This window comes from Dactylosporangium sp. NPDC049140, assembly GCF_040648435.1.
On sequence record NZ_JBEZDS010000001.1, the window covers coordinates 412,742 to 432,518 of the forward strand.

At 72.0% G+C, this 19,777-nt stretch carries 20 protein-coding genes; 9 read left to right on the top strand and 11 right to left on the bottom strand.

Features of this window, described 5'->3' with window-relative positions:
* Window positions 1-34: 34 nt before the first annotated feature.
* From AB0B76_RS01830 to AB0B76_RS01855, 6 genes are read right to left on the bottom strand one after another with little or no spacing between them, the layout of a single operon-like run.
* A complete protein-coding gene (locus AB0B76_RS01830) occupies window positions 35-1,252 on the bottom strand; it encodes an ABC transporter permease (RefSeq protein ID WP_360367685.1) in 1,218 nt (405 codons plus the stop codon).
* A complete protein-coding gene (locus AB0B76_RS01835; protein ID WP_360367688.1) occupies window positions 1,249-1,983 on the bottom strand; it encodes an ABC transporter ATP-binding protein in 735 nt (244 codons plus the stop codon). Before AB0B76_RS01835 ends, AB0B76_RS01830 begins: the two co-directional genes overlap by 4 nt.
* Window position 1,984: 1 nt before the next feature.
* Window positions 1,985-3,211, bottom strand: coding sequence for an efflux RND transporter periplasmic adaptor subunit (locus AB0B76_RS01840; protein ID WP_360367691.1), 1,227 nt, complete (start codon window positions 3,209-3,211; stop codon window positions 1,985-1,987).
* Window positions 3,212-3,247: 36 nt separating this feature from the next.
* Entirely contained in the window at window positions 3,248-4,810 is a 1,563-nt protein-coding gene (locus tag AB0B76_RS01845; RefSeq protein WP_360367694.1) for a HAMP domain-containing sensor histidine kinase, read from the bottom strand.
* Entirely contained in the window at window positions 4,807-5,535 is a 729-nt protein-coding gene (locus tag AB0B76_RS01850) for a response regulator transcription factor (RefSeq protein WP_360367697.1), read from the bottom strand. Before AB0B76_RS01850 ends, AB0B76_RS01845 begins: the two co-directional genes overlap by 4 nt.
* 11 nt (window positions 5,536-5,546) lie before the next feature.
* Entirely contained in the window at window positions 5,547-6,779 is a 1,233-nt protein-coding gene (locus AB0B76_RS01855) for an HlyD family efflux transporter periplasmic adaptor subunit (RefSeq protein WP_360367700.1), read from the bottom strand.
* Window positions 6,780-6,937: 158 nt separating this feature from the next.
* On the opposite strand from AB0B76_RS01855, the gene AB0B76_RS01860 reads away from it, so the two are divergent.
* From AB0B76_RS01860 to AB0B76_RS01885, 6 genes are all read left to right on the top strand, one after another.
* On the top strand, window positions 6,938-7,519 hold the full coding sequence (locus AB0B76_RS01860; RefSeq protein WP_360367703.1) for a hypothetical protein: 582 nt from the start codon (window positions 6,938-6,940) through the stop codon (window positions 7,517-7,519).
* Window positions 7,520-7,773: 254 nt separating this feature from the next.
* Window positions 7,774-8,283, top strand: a complete 510-nt coding sequence (locus tag AB0B76_RS01865; protein WP_360367705.1) for a hypothetical protein — start codon at window positions 7,774-7,776, stop codon at window positions 8,281-8,283.
* A gap of 351 nt (window positions 8,284-8,634) precedes the next feature.
* Complete coding sequence (locus tag AB0B76_RS01870; protein WP_360367708.1) at window positions 8,635-9,318, top strand: response regulator transcription factor; 684 nt, start codon at window positions 8,635-8,637, stop codon at window positions 9,316-9,318.
* Complete coding sequence (locus AB0B76_RS01875) at window positions 9,311-10,672, top strand: histidine kinase dimerization/phospho-acceptor domain-containing protein (protein WP_360367711.1); 1,362 nt, start codon at window positions 9,311-9,313, stop codon at window positions 10,670-10,672. The genes AB0B76_RS01870 and AB0B76_RS01875 overlap by 8 nt, the downstream gene beginning before the upstream one ends.
* Window positions 10,673-10,681: 9 nt before the next feature.
* Window positions 10,682-11,311: a hypothetical protein gene (locus AB0B76_RS01880; RefSeq protein ID WP_360367714.1), complete on the top strand. Its 630-nt coding sequence runs from the start codon at window positions 10,682-10,684 to the stop codon at window positions 11,309-11,311.
* A gap of 35 nt (window positions 11,312-11,346) precedes the next feature.
* Window positions 11,347-11,817, top strand: coding sequence for a hypothetical protein (locus AB0B76_RS01885; RefSeq protein WP_360367717.1), 471 nt, complete (start codon window positions 11,347-11,349; stop codon window positions 11,815-11,817).
* 76 nt (window positions 11,818-11,893) lie between these two features.
* On the opposite strand, the gene ddaH is transcribed toward AB0B76_RS01885, so the two are convergent.
* A complete protein-coding gene (gene ddaH / locus AB0B76_RS01890) occupies window positions 11,894-12,697 on the bottom strand; it encodes a dimethylargininase (protein ID WP_360367720.1) in 804 nt (267 codons plus the stop codon).
* 68 nt (window positions 12,698-12,765) lie between these two features.
* On the opposite strand from ddaH, the gene AB0B76_RS01895 reads away from it, so the two are divergent.
* Both AB0B76_RS01895 and AB0B76_RS01900 read left to right on the top strand, forming a co-directional pair.
* Window positions 12,766-13,254 carry an Lrp/AsnC family transcriptional regulator gene (locus AB0B76_RS01895; protein WP_360367723.1) on the top strand — a complete coding sequence of 163 codons (489 nt, stop codon included), beginning with the start codon at window positions 12,766-12,768 and terminating at the stop codon, window positions 13,252-13,254.
* Window positions 13,255-13,327: 73 nt separating this feature from the next.
* Window positions 13,328-15,097 (top strand): beta-propeller domain-containing protein, encoded by a 1,770-nt coding sequence (locus tag AB0B76_RS01900; RefSeq protein WP_360367726.1) that lies wholly within the window; start codon window positions 13,328-13,330, stop codon window positions 15,095-15,097.
* On the opposite strand, the gene AB0B76_RS01905 is transcribed toward AB0B76_RS01900, so the two are convergent.
* From AB0B76_RS01905 to AB0B76_RS01915, 3 genes are read right to left on the bottom strand one after another with little or no spacing between them, the layout of a single operon-like run.
* On the bottom strand, window positions 15,094-16,179 hold the full coding sequence (locus AB0B76_RS01905; protein WP_360367729.1) for a hypothetical protein: 1,086 nt from the start codon (window positions 16,177-16,179) through the stop codon (window positions 15,094-15,096). The genes AB0B76_RS01900 and AB0B76_RS01905 overlap by 4 nt on opposite strands.
* A gap of 47 nt (window positions 16,180-16,226) precedes the next feature.
* Window positions 16,227-16,463, bottom strand: a complete 237-nt coding sequence (locus AB0B76_RS01910; RefSeq protein ID WP_360367732.1) for a DUF6457 domain-containing protein — start codon at window positions 16,461-16,463, stop codon at window positions 16,227-16,229.
* A complete protein-coding gene (locus tag AB0B76_RS01915) occupies window positions 16,460-17,053 on the bottom strand; it encodes an NTP transferase domain-containing protein (RefSeq protein WP_360367734.1) in 594 nt (197 codons plus the stop codon). The genes AB0B76_RS01910 and AB0B76_RS01915 overlap by 4 nt, the downstream gene beginning before the upstream one ends.
* 659 nt (window positions 17,054-17,712) lie before the next feature.
* On the opposite strand from AB0B76_RS01915, the gene fdhD reads away from it, so the two are divergent.
* Window positions 17,713-18,498 (top strand): formate dehydrogenase accessory sulfurtransferase FdhD, encoded by a 786-nt coding sequence (gene fdhD, locus AB0B76_RS01920; RefSeq protein WP_360368697.1) that lies wholly within the window; start codon window positions 17,713-17,715, stop codon window positions 18,496-18,498.
* Window positions 18,499-18,504: 6 nt separating this feature from the next.
* Here the strand turns inward: fdhD and AB0B76_RS01925 are convergent, their stop codons facing one another.
* Window positions 18,505-19,659, bottom strand: a complete 1,155-nt coding sequence (locus tag AB0B76_RS01925; protein ID WP_360367737.1) for a DUF4192 domain-containing protein — start codon at window positions 19,657-19,659, stop codon at window positions 18,505-18,507.
* Window positions 19,660-19,777 lie beyond the last annotated feature (118 nt).

Below are 19,777 nucleotides of genomic sequence, written 5' to 3' on the forward strand. Positions count from 1 at the left end.
ACCCTCCCGCGCGGAAAGTGCGGAAAGAACGGATTTATTCGTACCGAAGCGCCTCGATCGGCCGCAGACCCGCCGCCCGCGAGGCCGGGTAGCTGCCGAAGAAGAGACCGATCGCCACGGAGAAGCCCAGAGCCAGTGCGACCGAGCTGGGCACGATGACCGGCTTGATGCTCACGATCGTGAACTGGCTGCCGATGATGGCCGCGGCCACCCCGAGCAGGCCGCCGATGAGCGACAGCACCGTCGCCTCGACCAGGAACTGGGTGAGGATGGTGCGCTTCGGGGCGCCGAGCGCCTTGCGGATGCCGATCTCGCGGGTCCGCTCGGTGACGGTCACCATCATGATGTTGGTGATGCCGATCCCGCCGACCAGGAGGCTGATGCCGGCGACGGCGCCCAGCAGCAGCGTGAACGTCTCGGCGGTGTTGGCCCGGGTCTCCAGCAGCTGGGACTGGTTGAGGATGCGGTACGCCGACGTCGTCGACGACCCGCTGATGTTGAGCTTCTCGTTGAGGATCGCGGTGATCTCCGACTGCGCCGCGCTGACCTCGTCCGGCGAGGTGGCCTGCACGAGGAGCTGGCTGAGCGAGCCGTACCCGGTAAGCGACTCCTGCACCGCGCTCACCGGCGCCATGGCCACGTCGTTGGGGTCGTTGAAGCCGCTGCCGCCCTTCGCCGCGAGCACCCCGATGACCGTGAAGAGCTTGCCGGAGACGGTGATCTGCTTCGACAGCGGGTCGACGTTGCCGAAGAGCTCCTCGGCGACGGTCGAGCCGAGCACCACGACCTTGCGCGAGTCCTTGACGTCGTCGTCGGTGAAGAGCGCGCCCTTGGCGATCTTGAAGTTCGACGCCCCGACATAGCCCGGATAGGTACCGACGAACTGCGGGATGGTGTGGTCCGTGCCCTCATAGGTCGCCGCCTGCGAGCCGGTCACCACCGGCGAGACGCTCTTGACGTGCGGGGCGTCGTCCTTGTTCTCCAGCGCCGGCACGAGATCCATGTTCAGCGCGGTGTTCTGGGTCGAGGCCGCCCCGCGCGCCCCGCCGCCGGCCCCGGCCGTCACGGTGAGCGTGTTGGTGCCCAACGCCTCGATCTGGTTCTGCACCGCCTGGGCCGAGCCGTTGCCGACCGCCACGAGCAGGATGACCGCCGCGACGCCGATCAGGATGCCCAGCACCGTGAGGCCGGAGCGCAGCTTGTTCGCGGTGATCGCGCGCAGCGCGAAGCGGATGGTCTCGAAGATGTTCACTTCAGCCGCTCATCCTGGACGATGCGTCCGTCGACCAGCCGGATCAGCCGCTTCGCGTGCGCGGCGACGTCCGGCTCGTGAGTGATCAGCACGATGGTGCGGCCCGACCGGCTGAGCCGGTCGAACACGGCGAGCACGTCGTTGGTGGACTGGGTGTCGAGGTTGCCGGTGGGCTCGTCGGCCAGCACCAGGGCCGGCGCGGTGACCAGGGCCCGGGCGACCGCGACGCGCTGCTGCTGGCCGCCGGAGAGCTGGTTGGGCTCGTGGCCCTCGCGTTCGGCCAGGCCGACCATGGCCAGCGCGGCGCGGGCCCGGCGGCGGCGCTCGGCCGACTTGACCCCGGCGTACGCGAGCGGCAGCTCGACGTTGGCCAGCGCGGTGGTCCGGGCGATGAGGTTGAACGACTGGAACACGAAGCCGATCCGGCGGTTGCGCACCAGCGCGAGCTGGCGGTCGTTGAGCCGGCTCACGTCGACGCCGTCGAGCAGGTACTGCCCGTACGTCGGAATGTCGAGGCAGCCCAGGATGTTCATGAGCGTCGACTTGCCCGAGCCCGACGAGCCCATGATCGCGACGTAGTCGCCGCGTTCGACGGTGACCGTCACGCCCCGCAGGGCGTGCACCTCGGTCTCGCCCTGCCCGTAGATCTTCTTCACGTTCTGGATGTCGAGGACCGGCTTGACGGCCGGGCCCGTCCCGGTCGCGAGGTCGTCGATCGTCTGCGCAGTCATCTCAGTTGCCCCCACGGATGCCACCGGCCCCGGCACCGGGGAAGTTGCCACCGCCGCCGCCGAAGTTGCCACCGCCGGGGAACTGCTGCTGGTTGTTCGTGCCGGTGGTCGAGTTCGTCGTCGTCGTGGTGATCACGACCTGCTCGCCGGCCTGGAGCCCGGACTTGACCTCGACGAAGCCGCCGCCGGTGATGCCGACCTCGACCTGCCGGTCCTCGTTCTGCCCGTTGACCTGCACCTGCACCGTGCGCTGGCCGCCGGCGGTACGCAGGGCGGTACTCGGGATGCGCAGCACGTTCTGCGCCTCGGCGACCGTCACCACCGCGGTGGTGCTCTGCCCCAGCCGTACCCCTTCCGGAAGCGAGTCCAGCGAGATCGTCACGGCGTAGGAGTTCACGTTGTTCGCGGTCGTGGCCGTCGGCGAGATGGTGGCCACCTTGCCGGTCGCCCGCGTGCCGGACAGCGCGCTCCACGTGATGTTGGCGGTCTGGGCGGCCTTGAGCTTTGTCGCGTCCGCCTCGGCGAAGCTCGCGTTGATCTGCAGCTTCGACAGGTCCGCGATCTGCACGAAGCCGCTGCCCGAGCTCGAGGAGGTCGAGCTCGTCGAGCCGGTGGTACTGCTGCCGCCGCCCCCGCTCGAGGAGGACGAGCCGCCCGAGGATGAGCCGACCGCGCCGCTGACCGCCGTGACCGTGCCGGCGATCGGGGCGGTGAGCACCGTACCGTTGACCGTGGTCTGGGCCGAGGTCACGTTCGCCTGCGCGGTGGCGACCTGCGCCTCGGCCGAGGCGATCGTGGCGTCGTCGGCGCTGTTGTTCTCGTCGCGGGTCAGCGCCGCCTTGGCCGCGGTGAGGTTGGCCTTCGCGGTGTCCAGCGAGGCCTGCGCGGCGGTCGGGTCGACCTTGGCCAGCGTCTGGCCCTTGGTGACCACGTCGCCGACCTTCACGTCGACCTCGGTGACGGTGCCCGAGGTGGCGAAGTTCGCGTTCGCGGTGGAGGCGCTGGCGACCGAGCCGGTCGCGGACACCGTCTGGGAGACCGTGCCCTGGGAGACGGCCACGAGCCGGGTGCGCGTGGTACTCGTCCCCGTGCCGGCGTTCGCGGCCGGCCCGTTGACGATCTGGTACGCCCAGAAGGCCCCGCCGACCGCGGCCAGCACGAGCACGGTGTTCACGAGGGTCACGGAGTTGATCCGTGGCTTGCCCAGAGACGGCAGCGACAAACGCATGAGGGGAATCCTGGGCGAGGTCGCTCGGAGCAAACCTCAGCGAACCTCGGAGTTGCCTCGGAATCCGGTTGCGGGCATTTCTCCCGATTCGGGGTCCTCATCGAGGTCGATGTCGGCGAGGTCGTCGGGAAGGTCAAGGGCCGGCAGCAGTACCCGGAACGTCGCGCCCTGCCCCGGCGCCGTCCACAGCTCGACGCGCCCGCCGTGCGCCTGCACGATCGAGGCGACGATGGACAGGCCCAGGCCGGCGCCGCCGTAGCGGCGGGAGCGGGAGCCCTCCGCGCGGTACAGGCGCTCGAACACCCGCACCGCGTCGTCCGGCTTCATGCCCGGGCCGGTGTCGCTGACCTCGATGCAGCCCAGCGGAACGCCCTCGGGCAGCTCCGGGCCGACGGTGGCGATCGGGAGCATCTTCGGCGGCTCGGCGCGCCCGACCCGGACCACGATCCGGGTGTCTTCCGACGTGTGCTGCAGGGCGTTGCTGACCAGGTTGCCGATCACCTGCCGCAGCCGGGCCTCGTCCCCCTCGACGGTCACCGGCTCGAAGGTCGCCGAGCGTTCGTCCAGCGCCGCGAGCTGCACGAACCGCGTCGGCACCCGCACGTGCGCGTCGCGGACCGTGTCGGCGGCGACGGCGAGCAGGTCGACCGGGTGCTGCTGCAGCGGGCGCTCCTCGTCGAGGCGGGCGAGGGTGAGCAGGTCGTTGACGAGCAGGCGCATCCGGCTGACCTCGGCGTCGATGCACTCCATCGCCTCGTCGAGGGCCGGGCCGGGCGGGGCGCCGCCGCGTCGGTACAGCTCGGCGAAGCCCTGCACGCTGGTCAGCGGGGTGCGCAACTCGTGCGCGGCGTCGGCCAGGAACTGCCGCAGCCGCCGCTCCGAGGCCGCGCTCTCGTCCACCGCGCCCTCGATGCGGGTCATCATCGTGTTGAGCGCGATGCCGAGGCGGCCCGACTCGGTGTGCGAGTCGGCGTCGTCGATGCGCCGCGACAGGTTGCCGGCGGCGATGTCGGCCGCGGCCTCCTCCATGCGCGTCAGCGGCGCGAGGCCCACCCGCACCAGCGCGGCCGTCGCCACGCCGACCAGCACGAGCAGGAAGAGACTGACCCCCGAGGTGTACTGCACCATCTGGTCGCGTGTCGCCTCGACGTCCTTCAGGGAGATCGCGAAGGCGCCGTAGCCGTAGCCGTTGCCGGTCGGCCACTCCTGCACCCGGACGCGCCACTGCGTGTCGGCCGCGTCGACGGTGAACGGCACGCCGGCGGCCGCCCGCTGCTTGATGTCGCCGAAGAGCTTGGGGTCGACCAGCGGCGTCTCGGCGGAACCGTCGGGCCGGCCTTCGGCGTCGAAGCGGAACACCTGGAAGTCCGGGCCCGGCGAGAACTGGCCCTCCGGACGCCTGTTCTGCGTTGCGGACGCGTTGGGCAGACGACCCCGGAAGGGGCCCGCGAGCTGCTGGTCGACGCGCTCCATGAGGTACCAGTTGAGAAACAGCACCCCGATGACGTTGGCGGTGATCAAGGCGACCGCGGCGATCGACACGACCGAGACGACGATCCGGGTCCGGACCGTCCAGCGCCGCCAGAGCCGCAGGTTCACCCCTCGGTTCTCGGCAGTCTCAGCGCGTAGCCGACGCCGCGAACGGTGTGGATCAGCGGCGGGTCCCACTTGTCGATCTTGCGGCGGAGGTAGTACACGTAGCTCTCCACGATCCGGCCGTCGCCGCCGAAGTCGTAGTTCCACACCCGGTCGAGGATCTGCGCCTTGCTCACCACGCGGCCGGCGTTCGTCAGCAGGTACCGCAGCAGGTTGAACTCGGTCGGCGACAGGTCGACGCGGTGGCCGCCGCGGCGCACCTCGTGGGCGTCCTCGTCCATCTCGAGGTCGGCGTAGCGCAGCACCCCGCCGTCGACGAGCTGCTGCTGGTCGCCCAGGCTGCGGCGCAGGATCGCGCGGATCCGCAGCACGACCTCCTCGAGGCTGAACGGCTTGGCCACGTAGTCGTCGGCGCCGACGGTCAGCCCGGAGATACGGTCCTCGACGGAGTCGCGGGCGGTCAGGAACAGCACCGGCACCGGCCGGCCGCTCGTGCGCAGCCGCTGGGCGACCTCGAAGCCGTCCAGGTCGGGCATCATGACGTCGAGCACGACCAGGTCGGGCGCGTACTCCGCGGCCGCCGCCAGGGCCTCGTTGCCCCCGGTGGCGACGCGCACCTCGAACCCGGTCAGGCGCAGCGTGGCCGACAGCAGGGCGCGGATGCTCGCCTCGTCGTCGACGACGAGTACCTTCGGCTGGCGTTCGGTCGGCTGGGTCGCGATCGGCATCGGCTCCATCGTCACTGACCTGCCGTCAGGATCTCGTCGCCTTGGGCAAGTCCGCTCTTGATCTCGGTGTTGACGTCGCCGCGGAGCCCGATCTCGACGGCCCGCCGCTCGTCCTTGCCGTTGGCGTGGACGGTGACGAACCCGTCGTGCACGGCGGTCGAGGGGACGAACAGGACGTCGTCGGCGGATGCGGTGACTACTGCGACAGTAGCGCTCTGACCGTAGAGCAGCGTGTCGGGCACCTTGTCGAAGGAGATGAGGGCCGCGTACCGCACCAGGCGGTTCGACACCGTGCCGGCCGGGTCGATCTGCAGGACCTTGCCGTCGTATTTCTCCGCGGCGTTGTCCGGCAGGGTGATCTTCGCCGTCTGGCCGACCTTGAGCGCGGCCACCTCGGCCTCGGTGAACTGGGCCTTGACGACCGCGTCGCCGGTGCCGGCCAGGGTGATCACGTTGGAGCCGGCCTGGCTGCCGACCGAGCCGCTGGCCGCGAGGATCTTGCCGCCGACCGGGGCCGTGATGACCGTGCCGGCCAGCTTGGCGTTGGCCTGGGTGAGGCTCAGCTTCGCGTTGTTGAGCCGCTGCTGGGCGTTCATGAGGTTGTCGCTGGTCTGCTGCACCTGGTTGGCGCGGACCTGGGCGGCGTTCTGGGTGTTCTGCCCGGTGTTGGTGCCCCCGGTGCCGCCGGTTCCCCCGGTGCCGCCCGTTCCTCCCGTGCCGCCCGTTCCTCCCGTGCCGCCCGTTCCTCCCGTGCCGCCGGTTCCACCCGTGCCGCCCGTTCCTCCGGTTCCACCCGTGCCGCCGGTGGTTCCCGTGCCGGTCGACCTTGTGGGGGTCGCGGCCGCGGTCGTCGGGTTGCTCGTGGGCAGGGCCAGCGCGGTGTCGTGCGCGGTCACGGCCTTGTCCAGGGCGTCCTGGGCGTTGGAGACGTTCTCCGAGGCCTGGTCCACCGCGTCCTGGGCGGCCGAGTCGTCGACCTTCGCCAGGACCGCGCCCGCGGCGACGACGTCACCGGCCTTGACGTTGAGCTCGGTGAGCGTGCCGCTGGTGGTGAACCCGAGGCTGCGCGTCGCCTGGGCCTGCACCGTGCCCGATGCCGACACCGTGCTGCTGACCGCGCCCCGGCTCACCTTCGCGGTGCTGACCTGCACCGGAGCCTTCACGTCACGACTCGTGAGCACAACCGTCGTCACGGCTGCGGCCGCGAGCACGGCGACCCCTCCGGCCAGCCACCAGACCTTCATGGGAAGGTAGTTCAGCGGGTTCTCCTCCCGGCCAGCTAGGCCCGACCTCAAAGTTGGCTGGGAGCCGTTTCGCCGTATTTGCGGGCGTTGGGTTGTGAGGCAATTTTGAGGTTCGGCCCACCTCCCATCGAGCTTGGCGACGTTGCATCACACGGGTGATGAACAAGCGGATCGGCGGCGCGGCCTTGGCGCTCGCCGCGGTGGCGTTCTTCGCCGCCGCCTGCGGCTCCTCCGATGACAACGCACCGGCCGCCGCGGGCGCGTCGGGCGGCACGGACTACGCGTCCTGCCTGCGCAACAACGGGGTCAACCTCCCGCAGTTCAACGCGTCCGGCCGGCCCACCGCGCGCCCCTCGGGCTTCCCGAGCGGCCGCGGGTCCGGCCAGCCCCGGCCCTCGGGCGAGCCCCGCCCGTCCGGCAGCGGGGGCTTCCGCGGCGGCAACCCGGGCGGCGGCGGGGGCTTCTTCGGCTCCACGGCCCCGGACGGCGTCGACCAGCAGACGTGGGAGAAGGCCCAGAAGGCCTGCGCGTCGCTGCGCCCGACCGCCTTCCCGAGCGGCGGTTTCGGCAACGGCGGCGGCAACCGCGGCAACGGCCAGGACGCGGCGTACCGCAACTGCCTCGCCGAGCACAACGTGACCGTCCAGGGCAACCTCGACCAGCTGAACACCGCCGACCCGAAGGTCGCGGCGGCGGTGCAGGCCTGCGCGCCGCTGAAGCCCGCCCCGGCCGCGTCCTGACCCCCCTGACCCCCCGCCCGGCCGGTCGCCGGACTCGACGGTTCCGGCCGCCGGGTCACTGCGCCCGGCGACCAGCCGGGCAGGGTCGATCCCTCAGTGCCTGATTCAGGGTGCGTCGGCGTCGCACCCGCTGTGCGCCGGTCTCGCGGCCGCAATCGACCAATCCGGACATCGTGGGAGTGTCCGGACGGCCGGGCCGCGAGATCGGCGCTCAAAACGCGTGTCGGTGCGCGAGGCGGGTCGTTGCGCACGGTATGGAAGCGCTGGACACCTTCTCACGGACATTCCTGCCGGCCACGGCGCTGGCGAAGCTGCCGGGCGGCACCGTCGCCCGCCATGTCCAGGTGCTGCGCCGCTGCGCCGGAGACCGCGACGTGGTAGCCGTGGTAGCGCGCTGCACCACGAGCCGCGGCCGCCGCAACGTGCTGATGCTGACGCGCAACCGCCTGGTGGTGACGAGCGAGACCGCGCTGCTGCGCCGGGTCGCCCTTCACCTCAACGCCGACCTCCAGCAGCTCGCCGACGTAACTTGGACCCCGGAGCCGGACCGAGCGGGCATCCAGCTGGGCGTGACCGCCATCGACGGCGTACGCGAGAACTTCTGGATCCGCCTCGACTCCAAGGCCGAGATGGGGCGCCTGGACGAGGCCCTGAAGCAGGCCTTCCGCACCCCGTGGGGCGTGATCGAACCGGCCCGAGCCGCGACGGCCAAGGTGCGCGCCACCGCCCCGGTGAAGTCCCGCACGGGACTCCGCCTCGCCTGAGCCCGAGGTCGAACCAGGCCGTACCCGCTTTTCCGACGCCGGGGCCAGGTCATCCACCTGCGATCGCCCCCACACCGCGGCGCCCGTCAACCGAGTCACGCCGCAGATCGCCACCACCAGCGCGTCGACCACGGGCCGCGAACGCCATCCCAAGCTCAGCCACCCCTCAGGGGCGTCCGCGATCCGATTTCCCCCGGAATCAGATTTAAGCCCCGTCGGGCGAAAAATCCGATAAGTCGCGGCGCGGAGCGCCCGACTTATCGTGGTGCCGCACGTGTGATCGCCGGCAACGCGGCTCGTCCAAACATCTCCCGTACATGCTCCGAGCACTCCAACCCGCAGAATGGGACGGTGGATCAGGGCAAGGGCCTCGTGGTCGTCGTCGAGGACGAGAAGCCGATCGCCGACCTGCTGCGGATGTACCTCACGCGCGAAGGCTTCGGTGTGCACGTCGAGCACGACGGGCCCGGCGGGCTCGCGGCCGCGCGCAAGCTCCGGCCCGTCGCCTGTGTTCTCGACATCGCGCTGCCGGGGCTCGACGGCACCGAGATCTGCCGGCGGCTGCGCGAAGCGGGCGACTGGACGCCGGTGCTGTTCCTGACCGCGCGCGACGACGAGGTCGATCGTATTCTCGGGCTCGAGCTCGGCGGCGACGACTACATCACGAAGCCGTTCAGCCCCCGCGAGCTCGTGTCGCGCGTGAAGGCGGTGCTGCGCCGCACCCAGGGGCCGCCCGACGTCGAGCAGGTGCGCACGGTCGGGCCGATCTCGATCGACCCCGCGCGCCGGGAGTGCCGCGTCGACGGTACGCCGGTCAGCCTGACGTCCACCGAGTTCTCCCTGCTGGCGCACCTCATGGGGCGGCCCGGACGGGTGTTCACGCGGGAGGAGCTGCTGGGGTCGGTCTGGGGGTACGCCGCGCACAGCGGCACCCGCACGGTCGACGTCCACGTGGCCCAGGTGCGCGGCAAGCTCGGCGGGGCCGCCTCGGTGATCCGGACCGTGCGCGGGGTCGGGTACACCGCCGATGCGTAGGAGCCTGGCCGCCCGTACCGCGCTCGTCACCTGCGTCGTGGCGGTGGTCTCGGTGCTCGTCACCGCGGCCGTCGGCATCCCGCTCACCGCGACCCAGGCCAACAAGGCCGCGCGCCAGCGGCTCGCGGACGACACCAAGCTCACCGCCGAGCTGATGCGCCCGCGCTTCAACAACACGCCCCGCAACCCGGTCGACGAGGAGAACGTCGCCAAGCGTCTGGCGGATCAGGGCATCGAGGTGTACCTCATCCGCGCCGGCAAGGCCGATCGCGACGGACTTCCCGCCGGGGTGGTCAAGTCGATCGGGGCCGGCCAGAACGTCGAGGTACGGCTGGCCAAGGTCGGCGGGCGGGTCCGGCTCGTGGCCGGGCGCGCGATCGGCAAGGACGGCAACGGGGTGGTGCTCGCCGAGGCGCCGCCGGGCGGGGCCCTCGCGCGCTTCGCCGGCCAGCTCTGGATCGCGCTGCTGGCCGGGCTCGCCGCCGGGCTCATCGCCGGGCCGCTGCTGGCCCGGCGCATCTCGCGGCCGATCCGCAACGTGGCCGCGGCGGCGAAGCGGCTCAGTGCCGGGGACCGCACGGTGACGCTCTCCCCCGACGGGCCGGCCGAGGTCGCCGAGCTCGCGCAGGCGGTGAACGGGCTCACCGCGGCCCTGGCCACCAGCGAGGGGCGGGAGCGGGACTTCCTGCTGTCCGTCTCGCACGAGCTGCGCACGCCGCTGACGACGATCCGGGGGTACGCCGAGGCGCTCGCCGACGGAGTCGTCGGTGCGGAGGGTGCGCAGCGGGCCGGGCAGACGGTGCTCGACGAGGCCGAGCGCCTCGACCGGCTCATCGCCGACCTGCTCGTGCTGGCCCGCCTCGAGGCCGCGGACCTGCCGATCGAGATGGTGGAGGTCGACCTGACGCAGCTGCTCGCCACCGCCGCCGAGGCGTGGGGCGGGCGGATCGCGGCGGCCGGGCTGGTGCTGCGCACGGAGCTGCCGCCGTTCGCCGTCCCGGTGGTGACCGACCCGGGGCGCATCCGGCAGATCATCGACGGGTTGCTGGAGAACGCGCTGCGCGTGGTACCGGCGCAGGCTCCTGTGGTTTTGGCTCTTCACACGGGCCCGGCCGCGGCCCGGCTCGAGGTCCGCGACGGCGGGCCGGGGTTCACCGACGAGGACCTGGCGGTGGCGTTCGAGCGGGGCGCGCTGTCGCGGCGGTACCAGGGCGTGCGCAAGGTCGGCAGCGGCCTGGGCCTCGCCCTGGCGGCCCGGCTGGCGCGGCGGCTCGGGGCGTACATCGAGGCCGGGCACGCGCCCGAGGGCGGGGCCAAGTTCACGGTCACCTTCCCGTTGCCGACCGTGTCATGATGTCGGTCTATGCATGCCTGGTGGGTGGTCCTGGGGCTCGGCGGCGCGGGTGCGGCGCTGGGGATTCTGCTCGTCCAGGTGCTCTTCTGGCAGCGACTGCGCCGCGTGGGCGGCGACCCGGTCGGGATCTTCACCCAGGGCGTCGCGCTGCGCTGGGTCGGCGTGCCGCTCGCGGCGCTGCACGTGGTCCTGTTCCTGCTGCTGACCCGGCTGGACCAGCCCGGCTGGTGGATCGGCGGCGTGGCCACGGTCCTGTCGGTGCCGGTGCGCCGCCTGCTCAACCTGAAGGCGATCGCCGTGATCGTGCGCGGGATCGGATACGAGCACGGTCCCGTCGCCGACCGTGACGGCGACCGGGTCGACCGGCAGTCCTACTGGCGGCTCGTCCGCAGCTGGTACCGCCACGAGTACACCGGCCACAACGTCAGCGACGTGATCGCCATCAAGATCCTGGGCCTGCTCGTCCACCTGCTCTTCTGGCCGCTGGCCGCGCTCGGCGCGCAGGCCTCGCACGTGCTCATGTGCCAGGACCCGGCCGACGCGCTCGGGCACTCCACCGACGGCCACGAGCGCCCGGGCGACGCCTTCCGCGCGCTGGGCACCCCCTACGTCAGGTTTGCGGGACGGGATCCGAGGTAGACGGGTAACCTGCCCTCTCCCGAGGAGGTACCCCCATGAAACGCTCGCGGATAGGCCTGCTCTGCAGCGCGGTGGCCCTCACCTTCGTCGGCGCCCTGCCGCCCGCCGTCGCGGTCGCGCAGCCCACGCCCGAACCCTCCGCTCCGTCCGCACCCTCTCAGCAGTCGCACGGCGACATGCTCAAGGGCGTGCTGCACGGCGAGGGGATCGTGGAGACGAAGAACGGCCCGGTCCGCGTGGCCCTGCAGAACGGCGAGGCAACGAAGGTGACCACGACGACGGTGACGGTCCAGTCGTCGGACGGCTTCACACGCACCTGGCAGTTGCCGAAGGACCTGAAGGTGTACGACAAGCGGCACACCGTGCAGCCCAACGGCGTGCAGAGCGGCACGCAGCTGACGATCGCGGGCACGGCGGCGGCCGCGAACGCGACCCCGGCCACGACCGCATGGACCGCGAAGTGGATCGTCATGCAGTCGAACGGTGAGACCCCAAGCTCGTCCTGACCGAGAGGCCCGGCCCCCGTACCGCGGAAGCCGGGCCTTTCCGTTTCTTTCCTTTGCCTACGCTTCTTTCCCTTGCCTACGCGCGCAGCTCGGCGACGCAGCACTTCACGCTGCCGCCGCCCTTCTTGAGCTCGGTCAGCTCGACCGGCACCGGCACGTAGCCCGCCGTGCGCAGCCGGGCCGCCAGCGCGGTCGCCTCGCTGCTCAGCACCACGTTGCGGCCGTCGGAGACGAGGTTGAGGCCGAACGCGAGCGCGTCCTCCTCGGTCGCGAGCACCGCGTCCGGGAAGAGCTGGGCGAGCACCTGCCGCGACGACTCGGAGAACGCCTCCGGGTAGTACGCGACGTTCGCGTCGTCCAGCGGCGCCAGGGCCACGTCGAGGTGGTAGAAGCGCGGGTCGACCAGGCGCAGCGAGACCACCGGCCGGCCGAGCGTCTCCTGCGCCTCCGCGTGCGCACTCACCTCGGTCCGGAAGCCGTGCCCGGCCAGCACCAGGCCGCCCAGGGCTGCGGGCAGGTAGGCGAAGTCGCCCTCGCCCTCGTTGGTCTCCGACGCGGCCACGTACCGCCAGCCGAGCGTGTCGTAGAACCGCCGGTGCGCGGCCGCCTCGGCGGTGCGCTGCGGGTACTTGAACTTCGCGCCGTAGACGACGCCGTCGACCGAGAAGGCGCCGTTGGCCGCGTAGACCATGTCCGGCAGGCCGATCTCCGGCGTCAGCACGTGGACCTCGTGGCCGAGGCGGGCCAGCGTCTCGCGCAGGCCCTCCCACTGCTTCACGGCCAGCTCGGTGTCCACCGGGGCGGTGGTGTCCATCCAGGGATTGATCGCATATTCCACCACGAAGTGCTCGGGTGGCGACATGAGGTACGACCGCGTCACGAGATCAAACGGTAGATTTCCTGTGTTTCACAAAACAGCGAGAAAAGTTGCTTTCGAGGAGGGATTCGTTGCGGCTCGACCCGATTGATCAGCGAATCATTGCGTTCCTGCAGGAGGACGCCCGCTCATCGTATGCAGAGATCGGCGAGAAGGTGGCACTGTCGGCCCCGGCCGTGAAGCGCCGCGTCGACCGGCTCCGATCCAGCGGAGTGATCCGCGGCTATACGGCCCTGATCGACCCGGGCGCGGTCGGCTGGACCACCGAGGCGTTCGTCGAGCTCTTCTGCACCGGGCGTACGTCGCCGGCGCAGCTGAAGGCGGCGGCCAAACGACACCCGGCGGTCGTCGGGGCGTACACCATCTCCGGCGAGGCCGACGCGCTCGTGCACCTGCGGGCGATGGACATGGCCGGGCTGGAGGAGGCCCTCGAGCGGCTGCGCGCCGAGCCGTTCGTGACCTCGACCCGCAGCATGATCGTGCTGTCGCGGCTGGTGGAGACGCTCGCGCCGCGAATCGCGGAGATGCCGGGAACCGCCGGGGGCCCGCCACCGTCCTAGAGCCATGAAACGCGCCGCCGTCACGCTGAGCGCCATCTGCCTGGTTCTTTCCGGGTGTACCGCTAAATCGGACTTGTCAGACATAGCGGCCAGCGGTGCCCCGGCCCCGCCGCTGCGCCTCGTCGCCTACGACGACTGCGCGGAGCTGTTGAAGGGCCTGCGCGCCGCCACCGCGGAGGCCGTCGGGCCCTGGGGTTTCAACAACCTGCCCGGCGGCATGCGGACCATGCTCAACGGGGCGGTCCCGGAGGCGGCCCAGGACACCGCGGCCGCCAAGGGCGCGGACGACCAGGCGTTCTCGGGCACCAACAACCACGAGGCCGGCGTCGACGAGCCCGACGTGGTCAAGACCGACGGCAAGCGCATCGTCACCCTCGCCCGCGGCCGCCTGGTCGTGGTCGACGCCGCCTCCCGGAAGGTCACCGGCACGCTGGCGATGGACGGGGCGAGCAACGGCGGCAAGATGGCCGTCGGCGCCGACCAGCTCCTGCTCGCCGGCGACCGCGCGCTGGTGCTCGGCTTCGACTACTCCAACCCGCGCGACGGCGGGCCGCTGCTCACGCTGGTCGACCTGGCCGGCGCGCCCAAGGTCCTGAGCACGTACCGCATCGACGGCGCCCTCGTCGACGCCCGCCAGGTCGGCAACGTCGCGCGGGTCGTGATCCGCTCGGCGCCGCGGATGGCGTTCCCGCAGTACGAGCAGTCCATGGACGAGGAGGCCCGGCTGGCCGCCAACCGCGCCGCCGTCGCCGCCGCGCCCGTGGAGGACTGGCTGCCGCGGTGGAGCTCGGTGGACGCCGCGGGCAAGCGGACCGATGGGCATGTCGGCTGCGGTGCGGTACAGCTGCCGGCGACCTATTCGGGAACGTCGCTGCTCACCGTGGCCACCTTCGACCTCGGCGCGGCCGGCCTCGGCTCCGGCGAGCCCGTCTCGGTCGCGGCGGACGGCGGGATCGTCTACGCCAACGGCCCGAGCCTCTACGTCGCCAACGACCAGCGCTGGCGGGTCGTGGGGCCGATGGTCAAGCGGGGCGGCCCGGCGCCGGACCCGAAGACGCAGCTGTTCAAGTTCTCCATCGCCGGGCCCGGCCGGCCGAAGTACGTGGCGGCCGGCGAGGTGCCCGGATGGCTGCTCAACCAGTACTCCATGTCGGAGTGGGACGGCCGCCTGCGGGTGGCTACGACCGCGAACGACGCCTCGACCGTCTACGTGCTCGAACAGAGCGCCGGCACGCTCGCCGTCGCGGGCCAGGTCGGCGGCCTGGGCAAGGGCGAGAAGATCTACTCGGTGCGGTTCATCGGCACCACCGGTTACGTGGTCACGTTCAAACAGACGGATCCGCTGTACACGCTGGACCTGAGCAACCCGGCGGCGCCCCGCACCCTCGGCGAGCTCAAGATCACGGGGTACTCCGCCTACCTGCACCCGGCCGGCGACGGGCGCCTCATCGGCATCGGGCAGGAGGCGAGCCGGCAGGGCCGCCCGCAGGGGCTGCAGGTGTCGCTGTTCGACGTGCACGACCTGACCCAGCCGGCGCGACTGGCCCAGTTCCAGCTGCCCGGGTCCGGCTCGGCCGCCGAGTTCGACCCGCACGCGTTCCTGTTCTGGCCCACGACGGGTGCCCTGGTCGTGCCGGTCTGGGGCGAGCAGCCCAGCGCCCTGGTGCTCTCGGTGCACGGCGACCAGATCACCAAGGCCGGGACCATCCAGCACCCCGTGCGGTACTCGGCGATGCAGCGCTCGCTGGTGATCGGCGGGACGCTGTGGACCCTGTCGGACCAGGGCCTGCAGGCGAACGACCTCACGACGCTCGCCCAGCAGGCCTGGGTGCCGATCGTCTAGAGGTACATGCCCGTTCGCTCGCTCTCGCCGGCGATCGCGGGCTTCGGCTTGTCGCCCTCGCCGAAGAAGCGCTTGCCGCCGAACTCGCCGTGCAGGCGGTCGTCGAGCTCGTCCGCGAGCCCGGTCATCACCTGCACGGCGAGCATGAGGTGAGTGGCCTGGAAGTCGCGGCCGAACACCGGGACGCTGGCCCAGACGGTGTCGTTGGTGCAGTACAGCCGGCCGATCGGCATCCGGTTGGTGAGCTCGGACAGCTTGACGTACAGCCGCTCGGTCGGCTCGATCTCGGTGAGGATCGGCGAGAACACGTCGACCAGCGGCGGGTTGTCGCGCACCCGCACGAACACCATCGCCGAGCCGGACCGGATGCCGATGTCCCCGTCGGGGTCGATCGGCAGCTCCTCGGGCGTGGTCTTCATGAGCTTCGCGACGACAGTGGTCACCTTGTCGTACAGCGGCAGGTCCTCGGTCTGCTCGGCCAGGTCGGCGAGGGTGCCCGAGCCCGCCCGGACCACGTCGCCGATGCCGTCCACAAGTGACGAGAGCGAACGCGCCACGCCGAGCGCCGGCACCGGAGCGATGAGCCCCTCGGCGTCGTGCGCCAGATACGTCAGGAAGGCCGGGTGCGGGGTGCCGTAGATGTCCCGCAGGGTGCGCGTGATCAGCCGGCTCAGCCGCGGCGCCTCGCTCTTGCCGACCCGCAGTCCGAACGACTCGCCCGAGCCGGCCACGACCCCGGGCGGCGCCCAGCCGAGCGCCACGATCTCCGCGATGACGGTACGGTCGAGCCGGTACGCGACGGGCAGGTCGGCATTGCTCACCGCCGTGGCCGCGAGCTGGTCTTCCTCCTCGCCGGTGACCTGGATCGAGTACACCGCGTCCCCGGTCCCGGAGGCCGTAGGATCGAGCGTCAGGTCGAGCGTGGTCCCGGGCGCGAGATCGCGCAGCGCGTCCACGAGCTGCCGCGCAAAGTCCCGCCAGGCCTCGGCCACCTTCTCCTTGAGGTTGCCGCCCACCGGGTCTTCGTCGTCGAACAACGCACTCTCGAACGCCGCGCCGCTGTCGCCAGGCTCACCAGCCATGATCGCCTCCCTTTCCCCGCGCCCTCACCCTATCCAGAGTCGATCGCTCACTCGGCGCGGGTGGCCAGGCGGCTCAACTCAGCGCTCGTGGCCTGCGCATCCGCCCCGCGCCCGACCGCCAGCCCCAGCAGGAACGCGGTGAGCGGCGCCCCGGGCCGAGCCACGTTGTGCGCCACGTCCCGAGCGAGATCGAGCACCGCCTTCCGCACGGCGTCATCGGGCGCATCCACCCCAACCGCCGCGGCGGCCGTCTCCAGCCACTGCCCGAGCACGTCCTCGCTCACAGCTCCACCCTCCGGAGATCTTCCTCGGTATCGCAGTCAAAGTACGGCGCCCGCTCCCCGTCCCACCGCACCTCGCCGATGCTGAGCCCCTCGACGAGCCGCCGGAGCGACCCACCCCGCGTCTCCCCGAACCGTGCGATCGCCTGCCGTAGCGAGCTGGCCCGCCAAACCCCGCACAGCAGCTGCCGCCGCCCGCCTTCGTCCACAAAGAGAGCCCCGTCGTGCTCGTGGAGGTGGTCGAGGAGCACGCGGATCGCCACGTCCGACAAATAGGGCATATCCGCCGCAAATATCCCGATGTAGGCGGCGTTTTCCCCGACGTCCGCCACTCCGGCCGCCGCGGCGGCGACGGGCCCTCCGCCGGCGGGCTCTTCGCGCACGACCCGGACACCGGCGGGCAACCCTTCCCGGGGCGGCCCGACCACGACAACGGGCCCGGCCCCGGCTTCCAGGACGGCCCGGACCACCCGGGCGAGCATGGAGACTCCCCCGACGGCAACCATGGGCTTGTCCCGCCCGTCGAGCCGCGAACCCCGCCCCCCGGCGAGAATGACCGCGGCGAGCTCGCTCCTCAGGTGGCCGTCAAGCACAACGAGAACTTACCGTCGGACGGGAACGCCCGTAATGCTGAACGACGCCACCACCAGAAGGGCCGCGCATGGGCCGCGTCACGCAACGCCGCACCATAGTCCGCGTCCACGTGTCATCCCCAGCCCCGCCGACGCCGCCCCCGCCGACTGAACCGCCGACCACAGCACCCACCAAGGCCGCAGCGCCGACACCCGCCACGCCGCCGACCAAAATCGCCGCGCCGGCCGCCACGATGGGACCGCCGGCATCCGCCACAGCACCGACCATCATCGCCACCGTCCAACGCGAAACCGCCGGCGCACCGGAAACCTCCGACCCGGGGATCGCCACGGCACTCGGGACCGCCACGCCAGTTCGGACCATCACGACGGCCGGAACCACCACCACGACCGGGACCGCCACGGCCGCCGGAACCACCACGACGACCGGGACCGCCACGGCCGCCGGGAGCGCCACGGCCGCCGGAACCACCACGACGACCGGGACCGCCACGGCCGCCGGGAGCGCCACGGCCGCCGGAACCACCACGACGGGCGGAACCACCACGACCGGCGGGCCCCCCACGGCCGACGGAACTGGGCGCGCGGAAGCCCTCAGCACGCCCCAAGCCAGACGCACAGAAGCCCTCAGCGCGCCCCAGACCCGGGTCGAAGCGCGAATCGGCCCGGACACACTCGCCGCCGAGGAACCACTCGAGATCCGTGTCGGCGGCGCCGCACTGGCCGTCACCATGCGCACCCCCGGCGACGACCTCGACCTGGCCATCGGCTTCCTGCTGACCGAGGGCGTGATCCGCCAGGCCGCCGACGTGGTCACGGCCAAACTGTGCGCGGGCGACGAGGAGCCGAACTCGTACAACGTCGTGGACATCCGCCTGAGCGCCGACATCCCCGCGCCGGTCACTCAGCAGGCCGCCCGCAACTTCTACACCACCTCCTCATGCGGGATCTGCGGCAAGGCGAGCATCGACGCGGTCCGGACAAGGTCGGCCTTCGACGTCAGCCGCGACCCCCTCACCGTCGCGCCCGAGGTCCTGGCCGGCCTCCCCGACGCCCTCCGCCGCCGCCAGCGCGCGTTCGACACGACGGGCGGCCTGCACGCGGCGGGCCTGTTCACCCCCGGCGGCGAGCTCGTCTGCCTCCGCGAGGACGTGGGCCGGCACAACGCGGTCGACAAGGTCGTCGGCTGGGCCGTGCGCCAGGAGCGCCTCCCGCTCGAAGGCCACGTGCTCATGGTCAGCGGCCGGGCCAGCTTCGAGCTGTGCCAGAAGGCCTGGATGGCCGGCATCCCCCTGCTCGCCGCGGTGTCCGCGCCGAGCACCCTCGCCGTCGACCTGGCGACCGAAGCCGGCCTGACGCTCGTCGGCTTCCTGCGCGGATCCACGTTCAACGTCTACGCCTCCCCCCAACGCGTCCAGGGCCTGCCGCCCCTACCGAGCCGATGACACCGCTCACCGCGCCGGCCTCCCGCCGTCGTGGCCGGCCTCCCCGGCGACGCCGAGCCCCGAGCACAGCCGAGACCGCGGCCCCGACCCGTCCGGAGCCGGAGTGTGCTGCGAGAACGTCAGCGCCCGGGCACCGACCCGCCGCGTGACCCGCCGGCGCCGGAGCCGCACGATGGGCGGCACCTGCCGCGGCGACAGCCCGCGCCCGAGGATCTCCGCCATCAGCCCCGCCGCCGAGTACCCCGGATCGGCGTCCAGCGCCCGATCCAGCGCCAGCGAGGCGTGCAGGCCGTTGCCGGTGCGCCAGGACAGGTACGCCAGCAGCGTCGCCGCCGGAGCGCACGCCGACGGCTCGCAGCGGCGCACCAGGTCGGTCCACAGCCGCTGGTGCGCCTCGCCCCGCCCGTCGGTGCGGCGCACGTCGCGGTCCAGGCGCTCCCACGCGCGGTCGCGGAAGTCGACGACGAGGAGCAGGACCTGCAGCCAGGCGACCTCGTCGTCGGTCAGGCGGCGCCCGGTCGCATAGCACTCGAGGGCCGCATCCAGGGCGACCCGGCCCGCGGCCACGACCGCCGTCCGGACGCCGGCCCGGTCGCGGTCCGCGACGAGGCGCAGCACGCGCAGGTGGGCCCGGTTCCCGGCCTCTTCCATCGCCTCGAGCGCCGGCCCCACCGGGCCCGCGAACTCGGCGGCGACGGCGGCCCGGTCCGGCAGCGCGACCAGCCCGGCCAGCGTGGCCTCGGCGGCCGCGATCGACGTCGCCGGGTCGAACGTGCGGCCCTCCGGCGGGCAGCAGCCGGGCACCTCGCACAGCAGTGACCAGAACCGCCCCTCGTACGTGCGCAGCATGTCCAGCACCGCGATGCCCCGGGTGTTCATCGCCGCGCTCACCGTGCGCAGGAAGGGCTCGGCCCGCTCGGGTGGCCCGTACCCGATCAGGAGCGCCCCGTCGATCGCGTTGCGCCGGAACAGGCGGCCGTAGTGCTCGGCCAGCACCGCGGCGGCGTCATGGTCGTCGGGCAGGTCGCCGCGCAGCTGGAGGTGCAGCCCGGAGCCGCGCAGGCCGAGCGCGACAAGGCTGTCGACGGGGTGGAACCCCATGAGGTAGGGCATGGCCGAGAGAAGCTCGGCGGGTCCGCGCAGTCGCAGTCGGGAAGCCATGCGGACGAGCCTTCTCCGGCCGGAGCGCCGTCGGAAGCCCGAGTTCCCGCCTGTGGACAACGCGCCCGTCGCCGTCCACAGGGTCTTGCGCGGCACCGCGACGTGCCGTTACCGCACG

Coding starts and splice junctions, on each gene's coding strand:
- AB0B76_RS01850 (WP_360367697.1), bottom strand. CDS start 5,535: ATGCCGATCGCGACCCAGCCGACCGAACGCCAGCCGAAGGTACTCGTC.
- AB0B76_RS01855 (WP_360367700.1), bottom strand. CDS start 6,779: ATGAAGGTCTGGTGGCTGGCCGGAGGGGTCGCCGTGCTCGCGGCCGCA.
- AB0B76_RS01925 (WP_360367737.1), bottom strand. CDS start 19,659: ATGGCTTCCCGACTGCGACTGCGCGGACCCGCCGAGCTTCTCTCGGCC.
- AB0B76_RS01860 (WP_360367703.1), top strand. CDS start 6,938: ATGAACAAGCGGATCGGCGGCGCGGCCTTGGCGCTCGCCGCGGTGGCG.
- AB0B76_RS01835 (WP_360367688.1), bottom strand. CDS start 1,983: ATGACTGCGCAGACGATCGACGACCTCGCGACCGGGACGGGCCCGGCC.
- AB0B76_RS01905 (WP_360367729.1), bottom strand. CDS start 16,179: ATGGCTGGTGAGCCTGGCGACAGCGGCGCGGCGTTCGAGAGTGCGTTG.
- AB0B76_RS01880 (WP_360367714.1), top strand. CDS start 10,682: ATGCATGCCTGGTGGGTGGTCCTGGGGCTCGGCGGCGCGGGTGCGGCG.
- AB0B76_RS01885 (WP_360367717.1), top strand. CDS start 11,347: ATGAAACGCTCGCGGATAGGCCTGCTCTGCAGCGCGGTGGCCCTCACC.
- AB0B76_RS01840 (WP_360367691.1), bottom strand. CDS start 3,211: ATGCGTTTGTCGCTGCCGTCTCTGGGCAAGCCACGGATCAACTCCGTG.
- AB0B76_RS01865 (WP_360367705.1), top strand. CDS start 7,774: ATGGAAGCGCTGGACACCTTCTCACGGACATTCCTGCCGGCCACGGCG.
- AB0B76_RS01875 (WP_360367711.1), top strand. CDS start 9,311: ATGCGTAGGAGCCTGGCCGCCCGTACCGCGCTCGTCACCTGCGTCGTG.